This window comes from Baekduia soli (genome assembly GCF_007970665.1).
Taxonomy (GTDB): domain Bacteria; phylum Actinomycetota; class Thermoleophilia; order Solirubrobacterales; family Solirubrobacteraceae; genus Baekduia; species Baekduia soli.
This window is the reverse complement of record NZ_CP042430.1, coordinates 1,228,530-1,249,770: the sequence shown is the minus strand read 5'-3', so window position 1 is coordinate 1,249,770 and position 21,241 is coordinate 1,228,530. Positions and strand designations below refer to the sequence as shown.

25 protein-coding genes are annotated in these 21,241 nt (G+C 75.6%); 15 read left to right on the top strand and 10 right to left on the bottom strand.

The annotated features are described in order from the left end of the window. Positions 1 to 64 precede the first annotated feature (64 nt). Positions 65 to 2,857 carry a helix-turn-helix transcriptional regulator gene (locus FSW04_RS05855; RefSeq protein WP_187369281.1) on the top strand — a complete coding sequence of 931 codons (2,793 nt, stop codon included), beginning with the start codon at positions 65 to 67 and terminating at the stop codon, positions 2,855 to 2,857. 138 nt (positions 2,858 to 2,995) lie between these two features. On the opposite strand, the gene FSW04_RS05850 is transcribed toward FSW04_RS05855, so the two are convergent. Then, positions 2,996 to 3,949, bottom strand: coding sequence for a quinone oxidoreductase family protein (locus tag FSW04_RS05850; protein WP_146917258.1), 954 nt, complete (start codon positions 3,947 to 3,949; stop codon positions 2,996 to 2,998). 44 nt (positions 3,950 to 3,993) lie between these two features. Here FSW04_RS05850 and FSW04_RS05845 point away from each other — a divergent pair, with 44 nt between their 5' ends. The 10 genes from FSW04_RS05845 (at position 3,994) to FSW04_RS05800 (ending at position 11,283) form a co-directional block, all read left to right on the top strand. Next, the gene (locus FSW04_RS05845; protein WP_146917255.1) at positions 3,994 to 4,929 is read left to right on the top strand and encodes a PfkB family carbohydrate kinase; all 936 of its coding nucleotides are present in this window, start codon (positions 3,994 to 3,996) and stop codon (positions 4,927 to 4,929) included. Between the two features lie 156 nt (positions 4,930 to 5,085). After that, the gene (locus tag FSW04_RS05840; RefSeq protein WP_146917252.1) at positions 5,086 to 6,426 is read left to right on the top strand and encodes a S8 family peptidase; all 1,341 of its coding nucleotides are present in this window, start codon (positions 5,086 to 5,088) and stop codon (positions 6,424 to 6,426) included. Between the two features lie 73 nt (positions 6,427 to 6,499). Further along, positions 6,500 to 6,763, top strand: a complete 264-nt coding sequence (locus tag FSW04_RS05835) for a hypothetical protein (protein ID WP_146917248.1) — start codon at positions 6,500 to 6,502, stop codon at positions 6,761 to 6,763. Positions 6,764 to 6,802: 39 nt separating this feature from the next. Continuing rightward, entirely contained in the window at positions 6,803 to 7,396 is a 594-nt protein-coding gene (dcd, locus tag FSW04_RS05830; RefSeq protein ID WP_146917244.1) for a dCTP deaminase, read from the top strand. A gap of 38 nt (positions 7,397 to 7,434) precedes the next feature. After that, on the top strand, positions 7,435 to 7,665 hold the full coding sequence (locus FSW04_RS05825) for a hypothetical protein (protein ID WP_146917241.1): 231 nt from the start codon (positions 7,435 to 7,437) through the stop codon (positions 7,663 to 7,665). Continuing rightward, positions 7,662 to 8,015: a hypothetical protein gene (locus FSW04_RS05820; protein WP_146917238.1), complete on the top strand. Its 354-nt coding sequence runs from the start codon at positions 7,662 to 7,664 to the stop codon at positions 8,013 to 8,015. The genes FSW04_RS05825 and FSW04_RS05820 overlap by 4 nt, the downstream gene beginning before the upstream one ends. A 90-nt stretch (positions 8,016 to 8,105) precedes the next feature. Beyond that, on the top strand, positions 8,106 to 9,437 hold the full coding sequence (locus tag FSW04_RS05815) for a citrate synthase (protein WP_146917236.1): 1,332 nt from the start codon (positions 8,106 to 8,108) through the stop codon (positions 9,435 to 9,437). An 82-nt stretch (positions 9,438 to 9,519) separates the two neighbouring features. Further along, the gene (locus FSW04_RS05810) at positions 9,520 to 10,017 is read left to right on the top strand and encodes a GNAT family N-acetyltransferase (RefSeq protein WP_146917234.1); all 498 of its coding nucleotides are present in this window, start codon (positions 9,520 to 9,522) and stop codon (positions 10,015 to 10,017) included. Between the two features lie 29 nt (positions 10,018 to 10,046). After that, entirely contained in the window at positions 10,047 to 10,397 is a 351-nt protein-coding gene (locus FSW04_RS05805) for a hypothetical protein (RefSeq protein WP_146917232.1), read from the top strand. Positions 10,398 to 10,407: 10 nt separating this feature from the next. Continuing rightward, a complete protein-coding gene (locus tag FSW04_RS05800) occupies positions 10,408 to 11,283 on the top strand; it encodes an aldo/keto reductase (protein WP_146917230.1) in 876 nt (291 codons plus the stop codon). On the opposite strand, the gene FSW04_RS05795 is transcribed toward FSW04_RS05800, so the two are convergent. From FSW04_RS05795 to FSW04_RS28115, 7 genes are all read right to left on the bottom strand, one after another. Beyond that, positions 11,280 to 12,035 carry a CpsB/CapC family capsule biosynthesis tyrosine phosphatase gene (locus tag FSW04_RS05795; protein WP_146917228.1) on the bottom strand — a complete coding sequence of 252 codons (756 nt, stop codon included), beginning with the start codon at positions 12,033 to 12,035 and terminating at the stop codon, positions 11,280 to 11,282. The two genes, FSW04_RS05800 and FSW04_RS05795, sit on opposite strands and share 4 nt — an antisense overlap. A 68-nt stretch (positions 12,036 to 12,103) precedes the next feature. Beyond that, positions 12,104 to 12,973 carry a hypothetical protein gene (locus FSW04_RS05790; protein WP_146917226.1) on the bottom strand — a complete coding sequence of 290 codons (870 nt, stop codon included), beginning with the start codon at positions 12,971 to 12,973 and terminating at the stop codon, positions 12,104 to 12,106. After that, positions 12,970 to 13,773 carry a helix-turn-helix domain-containing protein gene (locus tag FSW04_RS05785; protein ID WP_146917223.1) on the bottom strand — a complete coding sequence of 268 codons (804 nt, stop codon included), beginning with the start codon at positions 13,771 to 13,773 and terminating at the stop codon, positions 12,970 to 12,972. Before FSW04_RS05785 ends, FSW04_RS05790 begins: the two co-directional genes overlap by 4 nt. Then, positions 13,770 to 14,621, bottom strand: a complete 852-nt coding sequence (locus tag FSW04_RS05780; RefSeq protein ID WP_187369279.1) for a PfkB family carbohydrate kinase — start codon at positions 14,619 to 14,621, stop codon at positions 13,770 to 13,772. Before FSW04_RS05780 ends, FSW04_RS05785 begins: the two co-directional genes overlap by 4 nt. Beyond that, positions 14,618 to 15,286 (bottom strand): M48 family metallopeptidase, encoded by a 669-nt coding sequence (locus FSW04_RS05775; protein WP_187369278.1) that lies wholly within the window; start codon positions 15,284 to 15,286, stop codon positions 14,618 to 14,620. The genes FSW04_RS05780 and FSW04_RS05775 overlap by 4 nt, the downstream gene beginning before the upstream one ends. 37 nt (positions 15,287 to 15,323) lie before the next feature. Continuing rightward, positions 15,324 to 16,175, bottom strand: coding sequence for a tetratricopeptide repeat protein (locus FSW04_RS05770; RefSeq protein WP_146917214.1), 852 nt, complete (start codon positions 16,173 to 16,175; stop codon positions 15,324 to 15,326). Positions 16,176 to 16,359: 184 nt separating this feature from the next. Continuing rightward, positions 16,360 to 16,614, bottom strand: coding sequence for a hypothetical protein (locus FSW04_RS28115; protein ID WP_321167681.1), 255 nt, complete (start codon positions 16,612 to 16,614; stop codon positions 16,360 to 16,362). A gap of 23 nt (positions 16,615 to 16,637) precedes the next feature. Between FSW04_RS28115 and FSW04_RS05760 the strand changes: the two genes are divergently transcribed. Beyond that, positions 16,638 to 16,919: a hypothetical protein gene (locus FSW04_RS05760; RefSeq protein WP_146917208.1), complete on the top strand. Its 282-nt coding sequence runs from the start codon at positions 16,638 to 16,640 to the stop codon at positions 16,917 to 16,919. An 18-nt stretch (positions 16,920 to 16,937) separates the two neighbouring features. On the opposite strand, the gene metF is transcribed toward FSW04_RS05760, so the two are convergent. Together metF and FSW04_RS05750 are read right to left on the bottom strand one after the other, a co-directional pair. After that, positions 16,938 to 17,864 carry a methylenetetrahydrofolate reductase [NAD(P)H] gene (gene metF, locus FSW04_RS05755; RefSeq protein ID WP_146917205.1) on the bottom strand — a complete coding sequence of 309 codons (927 nt, stop codon included), beginning with the start codon at positions 17,862 to 17,864 and terminating at the stop codon, positions 16,938 to 16,940. A 49-nt stretch (positions 17,865 to 17,913) separates the two neighbouring features. Next, entirely contained in the window at positions 17,914 to 18,915 is a 1,002-nt protein-coding gene (locus FSW04_RS05750; protein ID WP_146917202.1) for an MBL fold metallo-hydrolase, read from the bottom strand. Between the two features lie 57 nt (positions 18,916 to 18,972). On the opposite strand from FSW04_RS05750, the gene FSW04_RS05745 reads away from it, so the two are divergent. From FSW04_RS05745 to FSW04_RS05735, 3 genes are read left to right on the top strand one after another with little or no spacing between them, the layout of a single operon-like run. Continuing rightward, positions 18,973 to 19,752 carry an MBL fold metallo-hydrolase gene (locus FSW04_RS05745; RefSeq protein WP_146917199.1) on the top strand — a complete coding sequence of 260 codons (780 nt, stop codon included), beginning with the start codon at positions 18,973 to 18,975 and terminating at the stop codon, positions 19,750 to 19,752. A 14-nt stretch (positions 19,753 to 19,766) separates the two neighbouring features. Then, positions 19,767 to 20,138 (top strand): hypothetical protein, encoded by a 372-nt coding sequence (locus tag FSW04_RS05740; protein ID WP_146917196.1) that lies wholly within the window; start codon positions 19,767 to 19,769, stop codon positions 20,136 to 20,138. 2 nt (positions 20,139 to 20,140) lie between these two features. Beyond that, positions 20,141 to 21,238, top strand: coding sequence for an aminopeptidase (locus tag FSW04_RS05735; protein ID WP_146917193.1), 1,098 nt, complete (start codon positions 20,141 to 20,143; stop codon positions 21,236 to 21,238). Positions 21,239 to 21,241: the final 3 nt, after the last annotated feature.

Below are 21,241 nucleotides of genomic sequence, written 5' to 3'. Positions count from 1 at the left end.
GTAGTGCGCTCTGGCATGATTGGCGCGTTCGGCACGATGCCGGCCGCATCAGCCCCAGCCAGACGTGCTTCTCGGACGCCAGCGCGAAGTCGCGCACATCGATGACCTCCTCGCAGGTGCGCTGGCCGGGACGAGCTCGGCGCTGCTGCTCCACGGCGAGCCCGGCATCGGCAAGTCCGCGCTGCTGCGCCACGCGGGCGAGCGCGCGACGGAGCTCGGCTTCGGCGTCGTGCGCACGCGCGGCTTCGAGTCGGAGTCCGACATCCCGTTCGCGGGCCTGCTCGAGCTCCTGACCCCGCTGCTGGCGCTGCGCGACCGCATCCCGGAGGTCCAGGCGCGCGCGCTGGGCTCGGCGCTGGCGCTCGAGCCCCCGGCGCCGTTCGACCGCTTCGCCGTGCCCGCCGGGATGCTCGGGCTCCTGGCCGCGGCGGCCGAGGGGCGACCGCAGCTCGTCATCGCCGACGACGTCCACTGGCTCGACGACGCCTCGCGCGACGCGACGATCTTCGTGGCGCGCCGCCTGGGCGCCGAGGGCGTGGTGCTGCTCTGCGCGTCACGCCCCGACGAGGCGGTCCTCGAGGCGTTCACCGGGGTCCTCGCGATGGAGGTCACGGGCCTGGGCGACGACGACGCCGGCGCGCTGCTGCGCCGCGCCGTGGCGGGGACCCTGGGCGAGCGCGTCGCGGGCGACCTCATCGCCACCGCCCGCGGCAACCCGCTGGCGCTGACGGAGATCCCCCGCGCGCTGACGGCCGAGCAGCTCGCGGGCCTGCGCCCGCTCGACGGCCCGGTGCCCGCGGGCCAGCAGATCGAGCGGGCCTTCGCCCGCCAGCTCTCCGGGCTGCCCGAGCCCACGCGCGAGGCGCTGCTCGTCGTCGCCGCGATGCACACCGCCCGCCACGACCTCCTGGTGGACGCGCTCGCGCGCCGCGGCCTGCCGGCCGACGCGCTGGAGCCCGCGCAGCGCGACGGCCTGGTCGGCGTCGACCGGCTCGTGGAGTTCTCCCACCCCCTGCTGCGCTCGGCGATCTACCACGGCGCCGACCCCGTCCTGCGCCGCGGCGTGCACGCGACGCTCGCGGAGGTCTCGGTCTCCGTCGGCCGCCGGGCCTGGCACCTGGCCGCGGCGGCCCAGGGGCCCGACGAGGCGGTCGCCGCCGCGCTGGAGGCCGCGGCCGGCGAGGCCCGCGCCCGCGGCGGTGTCATCGCCGGCGCCCGGGCGTTCGAGCGAGCCGCCGATCTCAGCACGGACGCCCAGGGCCGCGCCCGGCGCCTGCTGGAGGCGGCCTCGGACTACGTGCAGGGCGGCGAGGCCGACCGCGCGCTCGTCCTGGTCGACGAGGCCCAGGGGCTCGTGGGGGCCGACGCGGCGCTGACGCCCGAGATCGTGCGGGTGCGCGGGCGGGTCGAGATGCGCCGCGGCGCGCCGCTGGCCGCCAACGCGCTGCTCGTCGCCGAGGCCGAGCGGATCGAGGGCGACCAGCCGGGCGTCGCCGCGTCGCTCATGCTCGAGGCCGCCGTGGCGCACATGATGACCGGCGACATGGAGGCCCTGGTCGCGCTCGGCGACCGGGCGCGAGCGCTGTTGCCCGAGGGCGCCGACCCGGCGCTGGGCATGCTTGCGGGCGTCCTCGTCGGCGAGGCCCACGCGGCGCTCGGCCACGAGGACGAGGCCGACGCGCTCCTGGACCCGGCGCTCCCGCTGCTGACGAGCGAGCACGTGCTGACGCTGCCGTCCGAGCTCGTGGGCATGGCCGGCCAGTGCGCCGTCTGGTACGAGCGCTGGGACCGCGCGACGGCGGTGCTCGACCACCTCATCGGCGCGGCCCGCGAGGCCAGCGCGATCAACCAGCTCATCTACCCACTGGCCGCGCGCTCGGGGCTGCACTTCCGCCGCGGCCGCTGGGCGGCGGCGCTGGCCGACGCCGGCGAGTCGGCGCGGCTGGCCCGGGAGACCGGGCTGCTGCCGCTGCTGACCTTCACGCTGTCGGTCCTCGCGCACGTCGAGGCGGGGATGGGCCGCCGCGACGAGGCGCGTGCGCACGCCCGCGAGTCCCTCCAGCTCGGGGAGGCCGCCGGGGCCTCGGCCGTGATGGTCTACGCCGTCAACGCGCTGGCGTTCGACGCGCTGAGCGCGGGCGAGGCCGAGGCCGCCGCCGAGCTGCACGACCGCGTCCACCGGCTCGCGGCGCCGCTGCACATCCAGCGTGGCCTGGTCCAGTACGGCGCCAACCGCGTGGAGGCGCTGGCCCGCGTGGGGCGCACCGACGAGGCGTTCCAGGCCCTGGAGGACTTCGCCGACGCGCCGGGCGGCGGGACCTGGGCGCAGGGGGCGCTGGCCCGCTGCCGCGGGATCCTCGCCGGCAAGGCCTACGAGCAGCACTTCGAGGCCGCGCTGGCCCACCATGGCCAGGACGGCCAGCCGTTCGAGCGCGCCCGGACGCAGCTCTGCTTCGGCGAGCGCCTGCGCCGCGACCGCCGCCGTGCCGACGCCCGCGAGCAGCTCGGCGACGCGCTGGAGGCCTTCGAGCGCCTCGGCGCGGCGCCGTGGGCCGAGCGGGCGCGCGTCGAGCTGCGGGCCACCGGCGGCGCCGCGGCGGCGGCGGCCGAGGCGCCGACGCCCGGGGGCGAGGCGGCACCGGCGGCGGGGCTGGAGGAGCTGACGGCCCACGAGCTGCAGATCGCGCGGCTCGTGGCCTACGGGATGACGAACCGCGAGGTCGCGGCCAAGCTCTTCCTCTCCCCGAAGACCATCGAGTACCACCTGTCGCAGATCTACCGCAAGCTCGACCTGCGCTCGCGCACCCAGCTCGCGGGCCTCATGGCCTCCGAGCTGCCCGAGGGCCGGGCGGCCTGAGGGGCCGGCGAGGCGCCGGGCGCCCGTGGTCGTCCGCGGGCGCGCGGGGGGCCGATGTCGCGAACGTGGGGCATCGCCACACCTTCGCGACATCCGGACGTCGCGAGAGCGCCGACGCGCCACCCCGCCGGCGCGCCCCTACCGCGCCGGGTCCAGCAGCAGCTTGCCGCGGGTCCGGCGCGCGGCGAGGTCCTCCTGTGCCCGCCGCGCGTCCGAGAGCGGGTAGGTCTCGCCGACCACCACGCGTAGGCGTCCCTGGGCGGCCAGCGCGAACAGCTCGGCCAGCGGCTCGGCGAGGTCCTCCCGGCGCTGCAGGTAGTGGAAGAGCCAGAAGCCCACGATCGCCTGCGAGCGCCGCAGCAGCCGCCCGGTGCGGACCGTGTTCTGGTCCCTGGAGGAGATGCCGTAGACGACGAGGCGCCCGCGGTCGGCCATCGCCCGCAGCGCCGCGTCGAACAGCGGGCCCCCGGCCATCTCGAGCACGACGTCGACCTCGCGGCCGTCGTTGGCGGCCAGGATGCGGTCGCCCAGGCCCTCGGGGTCGCCGTCGATCGCCGCGTCGGCGCCGAGCTCCAGGCACAGCTCGCGCTTGTCGGCCGAGGACGCCGTCGCGATGACCCGCCCCGCCCCTGCGACGTGGCCGAGCTGCACGGCCAGCGATCCGACGCCGCCCGCGCCCGAGACCACGAGCACGGACTCCCCCGGCGCCAGGCGCGCGCACGTGCGGTACAGGTGCCAGGCCGTCAGGCCCTGGAGCAGGAGCGCCAGCGCCGTGCCGTCGTCCAGGCCGTCGGGGATGGCGAACACGCGGTCGGCCGCGACGGCGACGTACTCGGCGTAGCCGCCGTGCCCGCACAGCGCGACCACGCGCTCGCCCGTGCCCTCCACCACGCCGGCGACCTCGGAGCCCGGGATGAGCGGCAGCGACTGGCGCTGGACGTAGGCGTCCTCGCGCTGGTGGGTGTCGGCGAAGTTCAGCCCGGCGCGCACGACGCGTACGAGCACCTCGCCCGCGCCGGGCTCGGGCACCGGGACCTCCGCGAGCTCGAGCACCTCGGGGCCGCCGAACGCGGTCTGCTGGATCGCGCGCATCGGGCGGCACCCTACCCACGGGCGCCGGTACCCTCGCGGGCCACATGAGCCTCACTGTCGTCGGATCGATCGCCTACGACGCCGTCAAGACGCCCTTCGGGGAGCGCGAGCGCATGCTCGGCGGCGCCGCCACCCACTTCGCCCTCGCGGCCTCCTTCTTCGACGAGGTGCGCCCCGTCGGACCGGTCGGCGACGACTTCGACGAGGAGTCCTGGCGGATCCTGCGCACGCGCGGCACGGTCACCGACGACGTCGAGCTCGTCGAGGGCGGCAGGACCTTCTTCTGGAAGGGCGAGTACTCCGCCAACCTCAACCAGCGCGAGACCCACGTCACCGACCTCAACGTCTTCGAGACGTTCTCCCCCAAGCTCTCGCAGGCCTCCCAGGACGCCGACGTCCTGTTCCTGGCCAACATCCAGCCCGAGCTGCAGCTCAACGTCCGCGAGCAGTGCACGAAGGCGCGCTTCGTCGCCATGGACTCGATGAACCTCTGGATCAACATCGCCCACCAGGCGCTGCGCGAGGTCATCGGCACGGTCGACTGCCTCATCCTCAACGACGAGGAGCTCGAGATGCTGACGGAGAAGCCGACGCTCCTGCAGGCCGCGCGCGAGGTCCTCTCCTGGGGCCCGACCGCCGTCGTGGCCAAGCTCGGCAAGTACGGCGCAGCGCTGTTCACCGCCGACGACTTCTTCGCGCTGCCGGCCTATCCGCTCAGCGAGGTCATCGACCCCACGGGTGCCGGGGACACGTTCGCCGGCGGCTTCGTCGGCTACGTCGCCGCCCATCCGGGCGAGGCCCTCGACCACGGGCTCCTGGCCCGCGCGATGGCCTACGGCACCGCCCTGGCCTCCTACAACGTCGAGGAGTTCGGCACGGAGCGCGTCGAGCGCCTCACCGCCGAGGAGATCCAGGCGCGCGTCGCCGACCTCTCGCGCATGACGGCCTTCGCGGCCGACCCCGTGGCGCTGCGCGCCTAGCCTCCGCCGCCCCGCCGGGTGACGGCGGCCGGCGCGGGACCATCGGTCATCCGGCCAGACCGGGCGGCGCCATGCCCGGATCCCGGCGCACCGGCCGATGCCAGGGGTGTCCGGCGGGCACCCCGAACCGCCGGGCACTTCGGCTCTGGAGGCCGGATGCCCGTCGTCGCCCGCGCGCTCGCCGTTCTCACCACGCTGCTGCTCAGCGCAGCCACCCAGGCGGCCACCGTGCAGGCCCAGGCGCCGCGTGGGGCCGTCGTCGGCGCCCCCGACGGCCTGGCGACCATGCCCCACGCCCGTCCCGCCCCACGGGCCCGGGCGGCGCAGGCCTCGGCGACCGACCCGCGCATCGCGGAGCAGTGGGCGCTGCAGGGCGACGGCCCGATGGGCGCGGCCAGCGCGTGGCGCCAGACCACCGGCGGCGACGTCCGCGTCGCGATCATCGACTCCGGCGTGGACCTCGGCCACCCCGACCTCGCGCCCAACCTGTGGACGAACCCGGGCGAGATCCCCGGCAACGGCATCGACGACGACGGCAACGGCTTCGTCGACGACGTCCACGGCTACGACTTCGTCGACGGCGACGGCAACCCCCAGGACCTCAACGGCCACGGCACCCACGTGGCCGGGATCGTCGCCGCCCGCGGCGGCAACGGGCTCGGCGTCGCCGGCGTCGCGTGGAGCGCGCAGCTCATGGCGATCCGCGTCCTGGACGCCGATGCCCGCGGCACGACGACCGGCGTCGCGCAGGGCATCCGCTACGCCGTCGACAACGGCGCGCGCATCATCAACCTGAGCCTCGCCGGCCCCACCCCGACGCAGGAGCTCGAGGACGCCGTCGGCTACGCCCGCTCGCACGGGGTGCTCATCGTCGCCGCCGCCGGCAACGACGGCCGCGACCTGGCCTCGACCCCGACGTACCCGGCCGCCTTCGGCGAGGACAACGTCCTCGGCGTCTCGGCCACCACGCCCGACGGCGGCCTCTCCTCCGTCTCGGACTACGGGACGGGCGCCGATCTGGCCGCCCCGGGCCAGGACATCCTCTCCACCGCGCTGGGCGGCGGCTACGAGTGGCGCACGGGCACGTCGATGGCGGCACCGCAGGTGACCGGCGCGCTCGTGCTGCTGGCCGCCGCACGGCCCGACCTCGACTGGCAGGGGCTGCGCGACGCGCTGCTGGCCGGGACGCGCCGCGACGGGCTGCCGGTGCAGACCGGCGCCCTGGACGTCGGCGCCGCGCTGCGCGCTGTCATCCCCGCCGTCGCGTGGCGCGACGCGCCGGCGCCCGCCACGCTGCGCTCCTCGTCGGCGGCGCCGGCGCGCCGCACCGCTGCGCGGACCGCGAAGGCCAACAGCACCGCGAAGGTCAAGGCGAAGGCCAAGGCCGTGCGCGCCAAGAAGGCCCGCGCCCGCCGCGCCAAGAAGGCCCGCGCCCGCAAGGCCGCGGCCCGCCGGGCGGCGACCAGCGCGCGTCCGCGCCGCATCACGCGCGCCTGAGCCGGACCGCACGCGGACCCGGCGCGGACGCGCCCTGGTCGCACGGGGTCCACGCGGGTAGCCTTGGCGGACTGTGACCTGGGGCTTCCTCTGGCTCATGCTCGCGCTCAAGATCCCGGTCGGGGCGCTGCTGTACCTCGTCTGGTGGGCGATCCACCAGGACGTCGAGCCCGACGACGGCGACTCCGGCGGCGACGGCGGCTCCAAGGTGCCGCCCGACCACCGCGGCGGGCGCGACCGCTTCCCGCGCCGTCGCGGCCCCCACGGCGACCCGGCGCCCGTGCCGCCCGCCCGCGTGCGCACCGCCGCCCGCGCCCGCGACCCCGAGCACCACTGAGGCCCGCCCCCACGGGGCGCACGTGGAAGGATGCCCGGCATGCAGCCGGCATCGGTCCTGTCCGACGGCACCATCCGCCGCCTGGTGGCCGAGGGCCACCTGGGCATCGACCCGTGGGACGACCGGCTCGTGCAGCCGGCGAGCGTCGACCTGCGCCTCGGGACGTCGTTCCGCGTGTTCCACAACCACCGGATCCAGGTCATCGACCTCGCCGACCCGCCGACGGGCCTGACCGAGCACGTCGAGGTCGCCGCCGACGAGCCGTTCGTCATCCATCCCAACGAGTTCGTCCTCGGACGCACCGAGGAGCACGTGGCGATCCCCGACGACATCGTGGCCCGCATCGAGGGCAAGTCCAGCCTCGGGCGCCTCGGGCTCATCGTGCACGCCACCGCCGGCTTCGTGGACCCCGGGTTCCGCGGCTCCCTGACGCTCGAGATCACCAACTTCAACAGCGTGCCGATCGTCCTGCGTCCCGGCCTGCCGATCGCCCAGCTGAGCTTCATGACGCTGGACCGCCCGGCGGAGCGGCCCTATGGCCACCCGGACCTGGGCAGCCACTACCACGGTCAGCTCGAGGCGACCGAGTCGCGCTACGGCGCCGTCCCGCCCGGCCCGGCGACCGGATCCTGAGCCTTCCGGCCCGGCGGGCGCTCGGATAGAGTCGCGCCATGCTCCACGCGATCTCAGCCCTGGTCCTCGCCGCCGAGGCCGGCGGCGAGAAGTCCAAGACCGCGTTCTACATCTTCGGCGGGGCGTTCGTGGTGTGGGCGCTCGCGCTCAGCGTCGTCGGCATGACGCAGGCGACGTTCCCCACGACGGCCGCCATCAAGCGCGGCACGATCCTGGTCGGCCTGGTCCTGATGGCGGCGGCGATGGCCACCGCCGTCATCACCGCGTGACCGGGGACGAGGACCCGGCCATCTCCTACAAGGTCCTGCGCCGCGGCACGCCGGTGCGGACCGCCGACGGGCAGGTCCTCGGCAGGGTCCGCCGCGTGCACGAGGCCGCGCGGGAGAACATCTTCGACGGCATCGACGTCGACACCAAGGAGGGCGTGCGCTTCGTCGACGCGCCCGAGGTCGCCCGGATCACCGAGCGACAGGTGACCGTCACGTTCGCGCTGGCCCACGCCGACGACCACGTGCAGGACCGCGGATCGCCGATGGCGCGGCGCCTGCGCAACGCCGGGACGGTCCGCCGCGCCCGCCGCGCGGGGCGCGAGCTGCGCGATCGCTGGGACCGCCGCTGAACACCCGCCGCGCGAGTGACGGGCTCGCCCGCGCAGGAACACTAGTATGCGAGAACGATCCCCCCACCCCGGAGAAGAGGGCATCCGATCGTGAGTGAGACGCAGACGCAGGACGGCGGCGGCGTAGCCGCAGCCGGGAAGGACACCCTGTCGGTCACGGACAACCGGACCGGTCAGAGCTATGAGATCGAGATCAACGACGGGACCGTCCGCGCGATGGACTTCCGCCAGATCAAGACCTCCGACGACGACTTCGGCCTGATGGCGTACGACCCGGCGTTCACGAACACCGCGTCCTGTCGCTCGGCCATCACGTACCTGGACGGCGAGAACGGCGTCCTGGAGTACCGCGGCTACCCGATCGAGCAGCTCGCCGAGCACTCGACCTACCTCGAGGTGGCCTACCTGCTCATCCACGGCGAGCTGCCCACCCAGGCGCAGTTCGACGAGTTCGAGCACCACATCACCGTCCACACGTTCGTGCACGAGAACGTGAAGGAGTTCGTCGGCGGCTTCCGCCACGACGCGCATCCCATGGGCATGCTGCTGGGCTCGGTCGGCGCGCTCTCGACGTTCTACCCGGACGCCAACGAGATCCACGACCCCGAGAACCGGATGATCCAGACGATCCGGCTCATCGCCAAGATGCCGACGCTGGCGGCCTTCGCCTACCGGCACGTCATGGGGATGCCCTACGTCTACCCGGACAACGATCTCAAGTACCCGGGGAACTTCCTCAGCATGATGTACAAGATGACCGAGCTGAAGTACGAGCCGGACCCTCGGCTCGAGCGCGCGCTCGACATCCTGTTCATCCTGCACGCCGACCACGAGCAGAACTGCTCGACCAACGCGGTGCGGGCCGTCGGCTCCTCGCAGGTCGATCCCTACTCGGCGGTCGCCGCCGGCGTCGGCGCCCTCTATGGGCCGCTGCACGGCGGCGCGAACGAGGCCGTCCTGCGAATGCTCAAGCGCATCGGGTCCAAGGACAACATCAAGGACTTCATGCAGGGCGTCAAGGACGGCAACGAGCGCCTGATGGGCTTCGGGCACCGCGTGTACAAGAACTTCGACCCGCGGGCCACGATCATCAGGAAGGCCACCGAGGACGTGTTCGAGGTCACCGGCGTCAATCCGCTGCTGCAGATCGCCAACGAGGTGGCGAAGATCGCGCTCGAGGATGACTACTTCGTCAGCCGCAAGCTGTACCCCAACGTCGATTTCTACTCCGGCCTCATCTACGAGGCCCTGGGCCTGCCCATGGACATGTTCCCGGTGATGTTCGCGATCCCGCGGACCTCCGGCTGGATCGCCCAGTGGCTCGAGATGGTCCAGGACAAGGAGCAGAAGATCGCGCGCCCGCGCCAGATCTACACCGGCGAGCGCACCCGCGACTACGTCGCGCTGGACAAGCGGTCCTAGCGCCCGCAGCTGCGCCCGGAGGCCCGTCACCGTCGGTGACGGGCCTCACGGTGCGTCCCGAGCGGGGTACCGTGTCCGTGGCATGACCGTGCCCGCCGATGCCCAGCTCCCCGAGATCGTCCTGCGTCCCATCCGCCCGGACGACAAGGACGCCCTGGTCGCCGGGCTGGGCCGGCTCTCGGACCGCTCGGTCTACGAGCGCTTCCTCTCCCCCAAGCCGAGGCTGAGCCGCTCCGAGCTGGCCTACCTCACCGAGATCGACGGCCACGACCACCACGCCCTGGTCGCCGTCCTGGCCCGCAGCCCCGGCGTCATCGTCGCCGTGGGGCGCTGGGTCCGCGAGGCCGACGCGCCGCAGCGCGCCGAGGTCGCGGTCGTCGTCGCCGACGACCTGCAGGGCCGCGGCGTGGGCCGGCGCCTGGGCGCCGCGCTGGCGCAGGCCGGCGCCGAGCGCGGCGTCGAGGCGTTCATCGCGACCATGCTGCCGTCCAACACGGCCGCACAGCGGCTCATGGCCGGCATGGCGCGCGACCTCGCCTGCGCCCGGGCGCGCCGGGCCGCGTCCCCCGCGGCCGCCTGACGGCGCCCGGCCGCTAGGCTCGCGCGGTCATGGGGTCCGCATACCGTGTCGTCGTCCGCCGGCGAGGCAAGACGGAGAAGACGCGCCACGACACGCTCGAGGGCGCGCTCGACGCGCTGCAGGCGCGGCTGCAGGAGCTGGCCAACCGGCAGCGGCCCCACGTCGAGCGGGCGTTCCTGCGCGAGGTCGAGCCCGGCGACCAGGTCGCGGTGCGTGGCGAGCTGCGCGGGCCGCGCGGCCTCAACGCGGGGATCGACGTGCGCGGCGACGGCTCCGCGGAGGCCTTCACGGGGAGGCTTTCGCGCCAGGTCGTGCCGCGCGAGGCCGGCGAGGACGTCTATGCCGCCCTGCGGCGCGTGGCGGCGCCGGACGGCCGCTAACGTCGTCTCGATGGCCACCATCTCCGCAGCGGCATCCGGCACGTTCTCCATCGGCGGCGACCTCGAGGTCACCCGCCTCGGCTACGGCGCGATGCGCATCACCGGCGACGGCATCTGGGGGCCTCCGGCCGACCACGACCGCGCCGTCTCCGTCCTGCGCCGCCTCCCCGAGCTGGGCGTGGACTTCATCGACACCGCCAACTCCTACGGCCCCTACGTCTCCGAGGAGCTCATCCGCGAGGCGCTGCTGGCCGACGACGGGACCTACTCCGGCGTCGTCGTCGCCACGAAGGCGGGGCTGACGCGCACGGGCCCCGAGGAGTGGCACCCGGTCGGGCGCCCCGCCTACCTGCGCCAGGAGGCCATCCTCAGCCGGCAGCGGCTCGGGGTGGAGCGCATCGACCTCTTCCAGCTGCACCGCATCGACCCGGACACGCCGCAGGCCGACCAGTTCGCCGAGCTGCGCCGGCTGCAGGAGGAGGGCGTCGTGCGCCACCTCGGCCTCTCCGAGGTCACCGTCGACGAGATCAAGGCCGCCCAGGAGGTCTTCACCGTCGCCACGGTGCAGAACCTGTACAACCTGAACCACCGCAAGGCCGAGGACGTCCTGGAGTACTGCGAGCAGGAGGGCATCGGCTTCATCCCGTGGTTCCCGCTCGCGGCCGGCAAGCTCGCCGAGCCGGGCGGCCCGGTCGCCGAGATCGCCCGGGCCCACGACGCCACGACGGGCCAGGTCGCCCTGGCCTGGCTGCTGGCCCGCAGCCCGGTGATGCTCCCCATCCCGGGCACGGGCTCGGTCGAGCACCTCGAGGAGAACGTCGCCGCCGCCGACCTCCAGCTCACCGAGGCCGAGATCGAGACGCTCGACGCCGCCTCCTCCCGCTAGGCGCTGCGGGCCAGGACGACCGGCGCGGCCAGCCCGCGCCGCAGCAACGCACGGGGCGCCGGGCCGGCCAGCCGCTCGGCGCCCTCCACGCCGGCCTCGCGCAGGACGGCGAGCGCCGCGACCAGGCTCGGCGGTCGGTCGCGGCCGTGGGCGTCCGAGGCCAGGACGGTCGCCACGCCGCGGCGCACGAGCGCCAGCGCGGCCGCCTGCGCCTGCGGACCGTGCAGGCCGGTCAGCGACGTCGCGTTGACCTGCAGCCGCACGCCCTGGGCGCACAGCGTGTCCACGGGCCGCCCGTGCGACCCGCGGGCCAGGAGCTCGGGGCAGCGCTCCGGATGGGCGAGCAGGACGCCGAAGCCGCGGTCGGCCAGCGCGTCGACGGCGGCATGCAGCCCATCGAGGCCGCCCGGCTCCAGCGGGGCCTCCAGCAGCAGCCAGGGCGCGGTCGGTGGTCCCTGGCTGTAGGCGTCGAGCGTGTCGTCGTGCAGGCGCGCCACGTCGGCGGGCAGCAGCTCGGCGCCGGGGCGCAGGTCCATCGCCACGCCGGCATGACCGAGCTCGCGGCGCAGCGCCGCGACCCGGTCGGCCAGGTCGCGCGCGCCGCTCAGGAAGCGCGCGTGCGGGGTGCAGACGATGGTCTGCGTTCCCTCGGCGGCCGCGGCCTGCGCGAGGGCCACGGCCTCCGCGACGCCGGCCGGCCCGTCGTCGAGGTCGGGGAGCAGGTGGAAGTGCAGCTCGGCTCGTCCGTGCATGTCGCCGCCGACGGTAGGCCGCGCCGGCGCCGCGGGTGTGAGCGTCGTGTGACCCGGGCGCGGCTCGGTCAGGGGTCAAGGCGCCCGTAGGCGCGCAGCGTGCGCAGCGCCTTGACCGTGACGATGCCGCGCCACTCGTGGCCGCCCGCCGGGTTCCAGTCCGGCCAGGAGAACGTCCAGCCGCCGTCGTGCGCCTGCGCGCCGGCCAGCGCGTCGAGCTCGCGGCCGATGAGCGCATCGCCGAACAGGCGCCGGCCCGCGTGGCCGGGGTGCGGCGCGATGTCCAGGGCCCGCAGCGTCTCGCCCTCGACGCCGGCGGCGACGCGCAGCACGCCGTCGTCCGGCAGCCGGTCGGCCAGCACGTCGAGCTCGGCGTCGGCGCGCGCCCGGTCCGGGACGGCGTCGAGGAGGTCGACGACGGCGCGCAGGGTGTAGGGCTCGGTCGCGGGCAGCGTGCCGAGGCGCTCCCAGCACCAGGCCGTGGCGGGCCCGATCCAGGGATGCGCCGGCGCCACGCGCAGCGCGACCGCGGCGATCCCCGCGGTCATGAGCAGCGAGGCGGGCGGCGCGTCCTGCGGCGTCCACCACGGCGCGTGCGGGGCGTCGGCGGCCGTGGGCAGCACGAACGTCACGGACCCGTCGGGAGCGGTCACCGTCTGCAGCCAGTCCAGTGCGCCGCTGGCCAGGCCACCGTCGTCGACGGGCCCGAGCTCGGTGAGGATCTCCAGGGCGTACATCACGGCCGACGGCTGGCTGGTGTCCGTGCGCAGGTCGGGCTCCAGCGCCCCGATGCCGCCGTCGGCGTTGCGGTAGGCCGCCAGCGCGGACAGGACGCCGGTCGCGGGGGCGCCGCCCAGCAGGTGGTCCATCCGCCGCCGCTCCAGCAGGCGGCCGTGGCTGCGCACGAAGCGCCGTGCGCCGGCGAGGTCGATGGTCATGCCGCCAGGGTGCCGGGTGCGAGCGCCGCGGGCTTGAACGGTTCGGACCTCTCCCCCGCCGGCCCGGCCCCCGTGGCCAGCAGCGCCGCCGGCGCCAGGCCCGACAGGCGCCGGCATTCGCGGGCCAGGTGGGCCTGGTCGGCGTAGCCGGCGTCGGCGGCCAGGCGCGCCAGGGTCGTCCCGGGCGCGCCGGCGGCCAGGGCCAGGAAGCGCTGGAAGCGCTGGACCCGCGCCAGGGTCGCGGGACCGTAGCCGACGGCCCGCAGCATGCGCCGCAGGAGCTGGCGCTCGCTGAGCCCGACCCCACGGGCCAGCGCGGCCACCGCCGCCTCGCCGCCCGCGGCCGGGGCGGGGCGGCCGAGCGCGCGCGCCACGGCGCGGACCTCCGCGTCGCCTTCGCGCGCGGCGGGCAGCCGTTCGGCGAGGCCGGCGGCGAGCACCTGCACCGCGGCTGCCGCGCCCGGCGCCGCGAGCACGCGGTCCTCCAGGCGCCGGCCCTCGGCGCCCCAGAGCTCACGCAGGTCCACGGCGGCCTCGTCGCGCAGCGCGGCGGCGGGCACGCCGAGGCCGCGGCCGGCCCACCCGACCCGGAAGCGCACGCCACAGCGGTCCTGGCCCGGCGTGGCACCGACGAGCACCTGGCGCGTGGCCGGCCCGGCGACGACGAGCCGGCCGCCGCTGAACACGACGTCGACGCAGGCGTCGGGCAGCACGCGCGCCCCGGCGCCGTCCGCGGTCCACAGGCACGCGATCTGCGCGTCGGTGCCGCGCGGCGGGGCGTGCTCGCGGTAGCCGCTCACCCTCCGCAGTGTGCCACCCACAGCGCTCCCAGGCCGCCGACCGCGGGGGCGCGCTGACACAGCAGCGCCGCGCCGACGCGGGCGGCCAGGGCGCACGCGTCCGCGATCGGGCGCCCGGCCGCCAGCGCGGCGGTCAGCGCGGCGGCGAAGGCGTCGCCGCACCCGTAGTCGTCGACGCGCGCGCCGGGCGGCGGGGTCGCGACCCAGCGCCCGGTCGTGCCGTCCGCCGCGCGCCACGACCCGCCGGCCGCGCCCTCCGTGCGCACGACGTGGCGGGGCCGCGCCGCCGCGAGCAGCTCGTCGTCGATCGCCTCGAGGGGATCGACGGCGCTGCCGACGAGCACGTCGACGGCGACCCCGGCCGCGACGACGGGCCCGCGCGCCCGCGGTGAGGCCACGAGCAGCGGCACCGCCCGCGCGGCGCGCACGGCGCCCGCGTCGCCGGCCATGAGCAGCACGCCGTCGCACCCGGCCAGGGCCGGCCAGTCCAGCGGGTCGTCGCCGCGGGGCACGACGTCCTCGCCGACCACGGTGATCGAGCGGTCGCCGTCTCCGGTCAGCCAGGCCACCGCGCGCCGCTGCGCGACGCCGGCGCGCACCGCGGCGCGCACGTCGATCCCCGCCGCGCGCAGGCCCTCGGCGGTCCGCTCCCCGCGGGCGTCGTCGCCCACGGCGCAGAGGAACGTGGCAACGCCGGTCAGGGCGGCGAGCGCGCGGGCGGCCATCGCGCCGCCCCCGCCCGGTCCCTCGTGGGCGCCGGTCGCGTGGACGATCTCCCCGGGTCGCGGCAGGCGGGGCAGGACGAGGAAGTCGACCCACTCGACGTGCCCGACGACCGCGACGGTCACAGGACCAGCGTCGCCCCGTGGGTGCGCAGCCAGCGCCGCGGCTCCTCGTGGCCGGGCATGAGGCGCTCCATCAGGGCCCAGAAGCGCGGCGAGTGGTCCATGACCACCAGGTGGGCGGCCTCGTGGCGCACGACGTACTCCAGGACGCGCTCGGGCGCGAGCAGCAGGCGCCAGTTGAACGACATCGCGCCGGTCGCCGAGCACGATCCCCAGCGCGTCCGCTGGTCGCGGATCGTCAGGCGCGTGTACGGCCGGCCCACGGCGCCGGCGGCCCGGTCCAGGCGGGGGGCGATCTCGACGCGGGCCTGGCGGCGGTACCAGCGCTCCAGCGCCGCGCCCGGGTCGCCATCGCCGACGAGGAGGACGTCGCCACGGCGGTGCACGCGCGTGCGCCCGGGCTCGGGCACGAGGCGCAGGTCGGTGCCGAGGTAGGGCACGGTGCCGTCGCGCGCCGCCACGCGCGCCCGCGCCGCCGCGGCCTCCGCACGACGGCGGGCGATCCAGCCGCCGAGCTGGGCGACGGCCGCGGCGGCCTCGCGCTGCGCGGCGCGGCGCGGGAGCACGACCTCGACGGCCCCGTCGCGCGGGTCGACGCGCACGCGCACCCGCCGCGCGCGGTCCGAGCGGCGGACGGAGTAGTCGAACGGGACGGCGGCCTCGGGCACGGGCGTGCAGGCTACGGGCAACGCCCGACGCGCCCGCCTAGGTCCGGCCGTTGGTGTGGCCGCGCTCGGCCAGCAGGCCGTCGAGGTTCTGCTGGGCGATCTCGTCGCCCAGGCCGATCGCGACGCGCAGCTCGGCCTCGGCCTCGTCGAGCCGCCCGGCGTCCCAGAGCAGGACCCCCAGGTTGTTGTGGCCGCCGACCTCGCCGTGCTCGATCGCGCGCCGGTACAGCGCCTCGGCATCGGACGAGGCGGGGTCGTCGTCGCTGAGCACGTTGCCGAGCTGCAGCTCGGCCGACGGGACGCCCAGGTCGGCCCCGGCGCGCAGCACGCGGTCGGCCTCCTCGTCCTCGCCCAGGCGGGCCAGGACGGAGGAGAGGTAGACGTAGGCCTCGGTCGCGCCGCCCTCCAGCGCCTCGCGCAGGACGGCCTCGGCCTCGTCGAGGCGGTCCTCGTCCTGGAGCTGGGCGCCGAGATCGGCCAGCGCCTCGGCCAGCAGGCGGGGCTCGGTGTGCCCCGCCGCGACGCTCTCGCGCAGCAGCGGCACGGCCTCGTCGACGCGGTCGCGGTCGTGCAGCAGCAGCCCGAGGTTGTGCAGGCCGGCGGGCTGCCCCAGGTCGGCGGCCAGCCGGAACTGCTCCTCGGCGCCGTCGAGGTCGTCGAGGTCCCACCGCGCGTTGCCCAGCGGGAGGTGGGCGTCACCGTCCCCGGCCGCGGCCTCCAGGAGCGTGATCGCCTCCTCGGGGCGCCCGAGCTCGATGAGCAGCTCGCCCAGGAAGTACCCGGCGTGCGGCTCGCCCCCGTCGAGGGCGCGGCGGTAGAGCGTCTCGGCCGCCTCGGCGTCGCCGGCCTGCTCGGCGTGCTGGCCCCGGATCAGGAACTCGTCGCTCATGACCGGCAACACTCGCAGCGTCTGCAGCGCCGTGTCGCGCGCCACGATCGAGCCGCCCGCCGCGCGGTGGCGGCCACGGCCTCCTCGGCGTGCGGGAACGTCGTGACGAGCGTGATCGCCGGCACGCCGGCCTGCTCGATGACGGTCCCCCGCGGCACGAGCGCGTCGGCCACCTCGTAGCCCGTCAGCGTGACGTCAGGCCTGTCCGCTGCAGGCCGCCGGCGAGCTTGTGGGTCGACTGCACGCAGAGGTCGGCGCCCGCGTCCATCGCCGAGCGGCGCAGCCCGGGGTGGAAGTGCAGGTGCCCGCCCCACGCCTCGTCCACGACGACCTGCAGCGCTCGGAGCGGTCGTGGACCGCGGCCGCGATGGCGCCCGACCTGCTCGTCGAGGACGGCGACGATCGGCGACGGCGTGATCGGGGACGTGATCGGATCCACGAGATCCGCCATCATCCCGCTCCGTGCCCCGCTCGATCGTCCGCCTCCCGCCGCAGGTCCAGCCGCCCTACGAGGTCTACATCTCGGGCGTGCCCCAGCGCGAGGGCGTCGACTACACCCGCGAGGACGACGCCCTGGTCTTCGACCGGGCGCTGGTCAAGGACAAGGTCAGCGGCTGGCGGTGGCTCCTAGGAGCCTGGGGCGTGGGCACCTACCGCCAGAACGACTCCGTCGACATCCGGTACACGCTCAACGGCCGGCCGATGGTCGCCGAGGGCCTGGACATCGAGCCCGACGACGGCTGAGGCCGCCGGCACCGTCGCTCAGGCGACGGCGGGCGGCCGGCGGGGCTCGCCCAGGCCCGTGTGCGCGGCGTCCCACGGGCGCCAGAGGCGCAGCGTGCTGAGGATGGCCCGCGTGGCGGGCGAGCGGTTCAGCGTGCAGAAGTGGATTCCCGGCGCCCCGCCGGCCAGCAGGTCGGCGCACTGCATCGTCGCGAAGGAGACGCCGAAGTCGGCGACGGCCTCGGGGTCGTCCTTGCGGGCGTCGAGCTCGGCGAGCACGTGCTCGGGCATGGTGGCGCCGCACATCGCCGTGATGCGGGCGATCTGGCCGTAGCCCGTGATGGGCATGACGCCGGGGATGATCGGCACGGTGATGCCGATGGCCCGGGCGCGGTCGACGAAGTCCCGGTACAGCGCGTTGTCGAAGAAGAGCTGGGTGATCAGGTAGTCGACGCCGGCGTCGACCTTCTCCTTGAGGTGGCGCAGGTCGTCCTCGGGCGACGTGGCGTGGATGTGGCCCTCGGGGAAGCACGCGGCGGCGATGCTGAAGTCGTAGTCCTCGCGCAGCAGCGCCACGAGCTGGTGCGAGTACTCCAGGCCGCCCTCGGAGGCCACCCATTCCTCCTGGCCGCGGGGCGGGTCGCCGCGCAGGGCCAGCACGTTGTCGATGCCGGCGGCGCGGATCTCTTCGAGCGTGACGCGCAGCTCGTCGGTCGTCGCGCCGACGCACGTGAAGTGCGCCATCGCCTCCAGGCCGAGCTCGTCCTTGATCTGGCGGACGGTCTCGACGGTCTTCTCGCGCGTCGTGCCGCCCGCGCCGTAGGTCACGGAGACGAACGACGGCTCCAGGGGGGCCAGCTCGCGCAGGGCGCGCTGGAAGTTGGCCTCGCCCTCCGGGGTCTTGGGCGGGAAGAACTCGAAGGAGAACGTCGGCTCGTCGCCGCCCAGGAGCTGGTCGATCCGCATCGTCCGCCAACCCTAACACAACTGTGTCAAGGTTCTGGCGGGGCGGCGCTCAGGCCGCGGCGCGCCAGCGCTCGGGCAGGCCGTCCAGGCGGTGCGCACGGCCCGTCAGCTCGAGGTGGCGCAGGTAGCTCAGCGTCTCCGACAGCCACCAGTTCGCCGTCTCGGGCGTGATCTCGCGGCCGTAGATGCGCGGGATGGCCTCGTAGGCGGTCAGAACGTCGCCGGAGGCCAGGACCTCCGCCACGCGGTCCAGGCGCTCGTGCACGAGCGAGCGGTTGGCGTCGACATGGGCCTGCACGTCGGTGAACGTGCGCCCGTGCCCGGCCAGGCACAGGCGGGCGTCGAGCTCCTGGACGAGGTCGAGCGAGTGCAGGAACTCGCCGGTCGGGTCGGGCGAGTAGCCGTACTCGTAGTAGAGCGAGACGCGCCCGAGGAGGTGGTCGCCGGAGATGAGCAGCCGGCGGTCCTCCTGGTAGAGGCAGACGTGCGACGGCGCGTGGCCCGGCGTCTCGAAGACCCGGAAGGTCCCCAGGTCGGTGTGGATCTCCACGCCGGAGACCAGCGGGCGGTCGGGCGCGACGACGGCGGCGACGCCGGAGCGCGCGCCGCCCGAGCGCTCGCCGTAGCCGCGCAGCGCCGCGTCGGGCACACCGCTCTGGCGGGCGATCTCGATCCGGTGCTCGACGGCGGCCTCGGGGTCGCCCGCGGAGAGCAGCATGTGCTGGTGGCGCGGGTGCATCCACAGCTCGCACCCCGTGCGCTCCACGATCGTGGCGGCCTGGCCGTAGTGGTCGGCGTGCGCGTGGGTGCAGACGAGCAGCCGGACGAGGTCCAGGCGCAGGTTGACCTGGGCCAGCGCCCGCTCCAGGTGGCCCATGGACCCGGGCTCGTGCAGGCCCGTGTCGACGAGCACGATGCCGTCGCCGGCGGCCAGCGCCCAGGCGTTGCAGTGCGGGATCCCGGGCCACGGCAGCGGCAGGCGCAGCCGCCACACGCCGGGCAGGACGCGCTCTCCGCGACCGACCTCGCGCTTGCGGCTGGGCTGGGACATCTGAGGGGAATCTAGACTGCCGGCGGCGCGGACCACGGCGACGGAGGGAAACCAGGTATGACCGACGAAGGCGAGCAGGAGGCCGGCACCCAGCCGGCGGGGATGCGCGAGAAGCCCGCGGCCCGGTTCTCGGCCGGCCCCGCCGAGCCGATCGCCGAGGGGGTGTGGGTGGTGCGCGGGGGCTTCCCGCTGCGCATCATGAACGTCTACCTCGTGCGCGACGGCGACGGCGTCCTCGTCTTCGACGCGGGCATCGAGGAGATGGCCGGCGGCATCAGGGCCGCGGCCGCCCCGCTGGGCGGGATCACCCGCGTCGTGCTGGGCCACGCCCACGCCGACCACCGCGGCGCCGCGCCCGGGCTCGGCGCGCCCGTGCTGTGCCACCCCGACGAGCGCGCCGACGCCGAGGGCGACGGCGGCACGGCCGCCTTCGACCTCTCGACGCTGGACCTCGCGGGCCGGCTGCTCATGGCCAGGCTGCTGGCCAAGTGGGACGGCGGACCGGTGGAGATCGCCGGCACCGTGGAGGAGGGCGACGACGTGGCGGGCTTCCGGGTCGTGCACCTGCCCGGCCACGCGCCGGGGCTCATCGCCCTGTGGCGCGAGTCCGACCGCCTCGCGCTGGTCAGCGACTGCTTCTACACGCTGGACCCCCAGACCGCCCGGAAGGGCCCGGCCCGTGTGCCCCACGTCGCGTTCAACCGCGACACCGACCAGGCCCGCGCCTCGATGCGCAAGCTCGCGGCGCTGGCGCCCGCGGCCGCCTGGGCCGGGCACGCCGACCCCGTCACGGGCGACGTGGCGGGGACGCTGGAGCGGGCCAGCCGCGCGGGCTGACCTAGGATCCGGGGATGGGCCGCCGCAGCCGCCAGCGTGGACGCACCGACAAGCTCGAGGCGCCCACGACGGACTACCCGTCGCCCGACGGGCACGTCCTCACGCTGCGCGGGGCGCTGTCGCCGAAGTCGCGCGCCGAGTACGCCCGGGCCGCCGACCCGGCGCAGGCGCGTGCCGCCGCGGGCGTCGAGGACGTCCGCGCCCGGGCGCTGGAGTTCCTCTTCGAGCGCCTCGTCCTGCGCTGGACCGTGCACGACGTGCCGACGGAGGGCGCCAAGCTCCTGCTGGCGCGCTACCGCGCCGCGACGCGCGACGAGCGCGACTGGGTCACCCAGGTGCTCCGCGCCCACTGCGCGGAGTGGTTCCCCGACGTGAGGGTGCCGTGACGATGGACGACGTGACCGCGCACCTGGACCCCGCGGCCTTCGCCGACCTGTTGGCGGGCTACTGCCTGGAGGTCGCCCCGGGGCAGCAGGTGCTCGTGCGCTCCACCGCCCAGGCGGCGCCGCTGCTCGTCGAGCTGCAGCGCGCGATCCTCGAGCGCGACGCCTGGTGCTTCCTGCGCGTCGAGCTGCCCGGCGAGGCCGCCGGGTTCTACCGCCACGCGCGGGATCGCCACCTGGACGGCTACCCGCCGCTGGCCCTGTACGAGGCCCGCAAGATCGACGCGACCGTCGGCATCCAGGCCCCCGACGACGCACGCGCGCTGGCCGGCGTCGACCCCGAGCTCATCGCCCGCGCCTCGCGCGGGCGCCGCGACGTGCGCGAGCAGATGCTCAAGAAGCGCTGGTGCTCGTCGCTGTGGCCGACCCCGGCCGGCGCGGCGCTGGCCGGGATGGAGCTCGGCGAGTTCGCGGCGTTCGTCAACCGCGCGCTCTTCCTGGACCGCCGCGACCCCGTCGCGGGCTGGGGCGAGCTCTCGCAGTTCCACGACGCGCTCATCGCGCGGGTGTCCCGGGCCCGGGAGCTGCGTATCGAGGCCGACGGCACCGACCTGCGCCTGGACGTCTCGGGACGCACGTGGGTCAACAGCGACGGACGGCGAAACATGCCCTCCGGCGAGGTCTTCACCGGGCCCCACGAGGCCTCGGCCACCGGGCGCATCCGGTTCACCGTCCCCTCCTCGCCGGCCGGGGTCGACGTGGCCGGCGTCGCGCTCGAGTTCCGCGACGGCGAGGTCATGACCGCGACCGCCGAGCGCGGCGAGGAGTACCTGCGCCGCGCGCTGGGGACCGACGACGGCGCCCGGCGCCTCGGCGAGGTCGGCATCGGCACCAACTACGGCATCGACCGCGCGATCGGCGCGATCCTGTTCGACGAGAAGATCGGCGGGACGGTGCACGTCGCCCTCGGGCGCAGCTACCCCGAGACCGGCGGGCGCAACGCGAGCGCCCTGCACTGGGACCTCATCTGCGACCTGCGCGAGGGCGGCCGGCTGAGCGCCGACGGCCAGGTCGTCCAGGAGGACGGGCGCTTCGTCCTGTAGGCG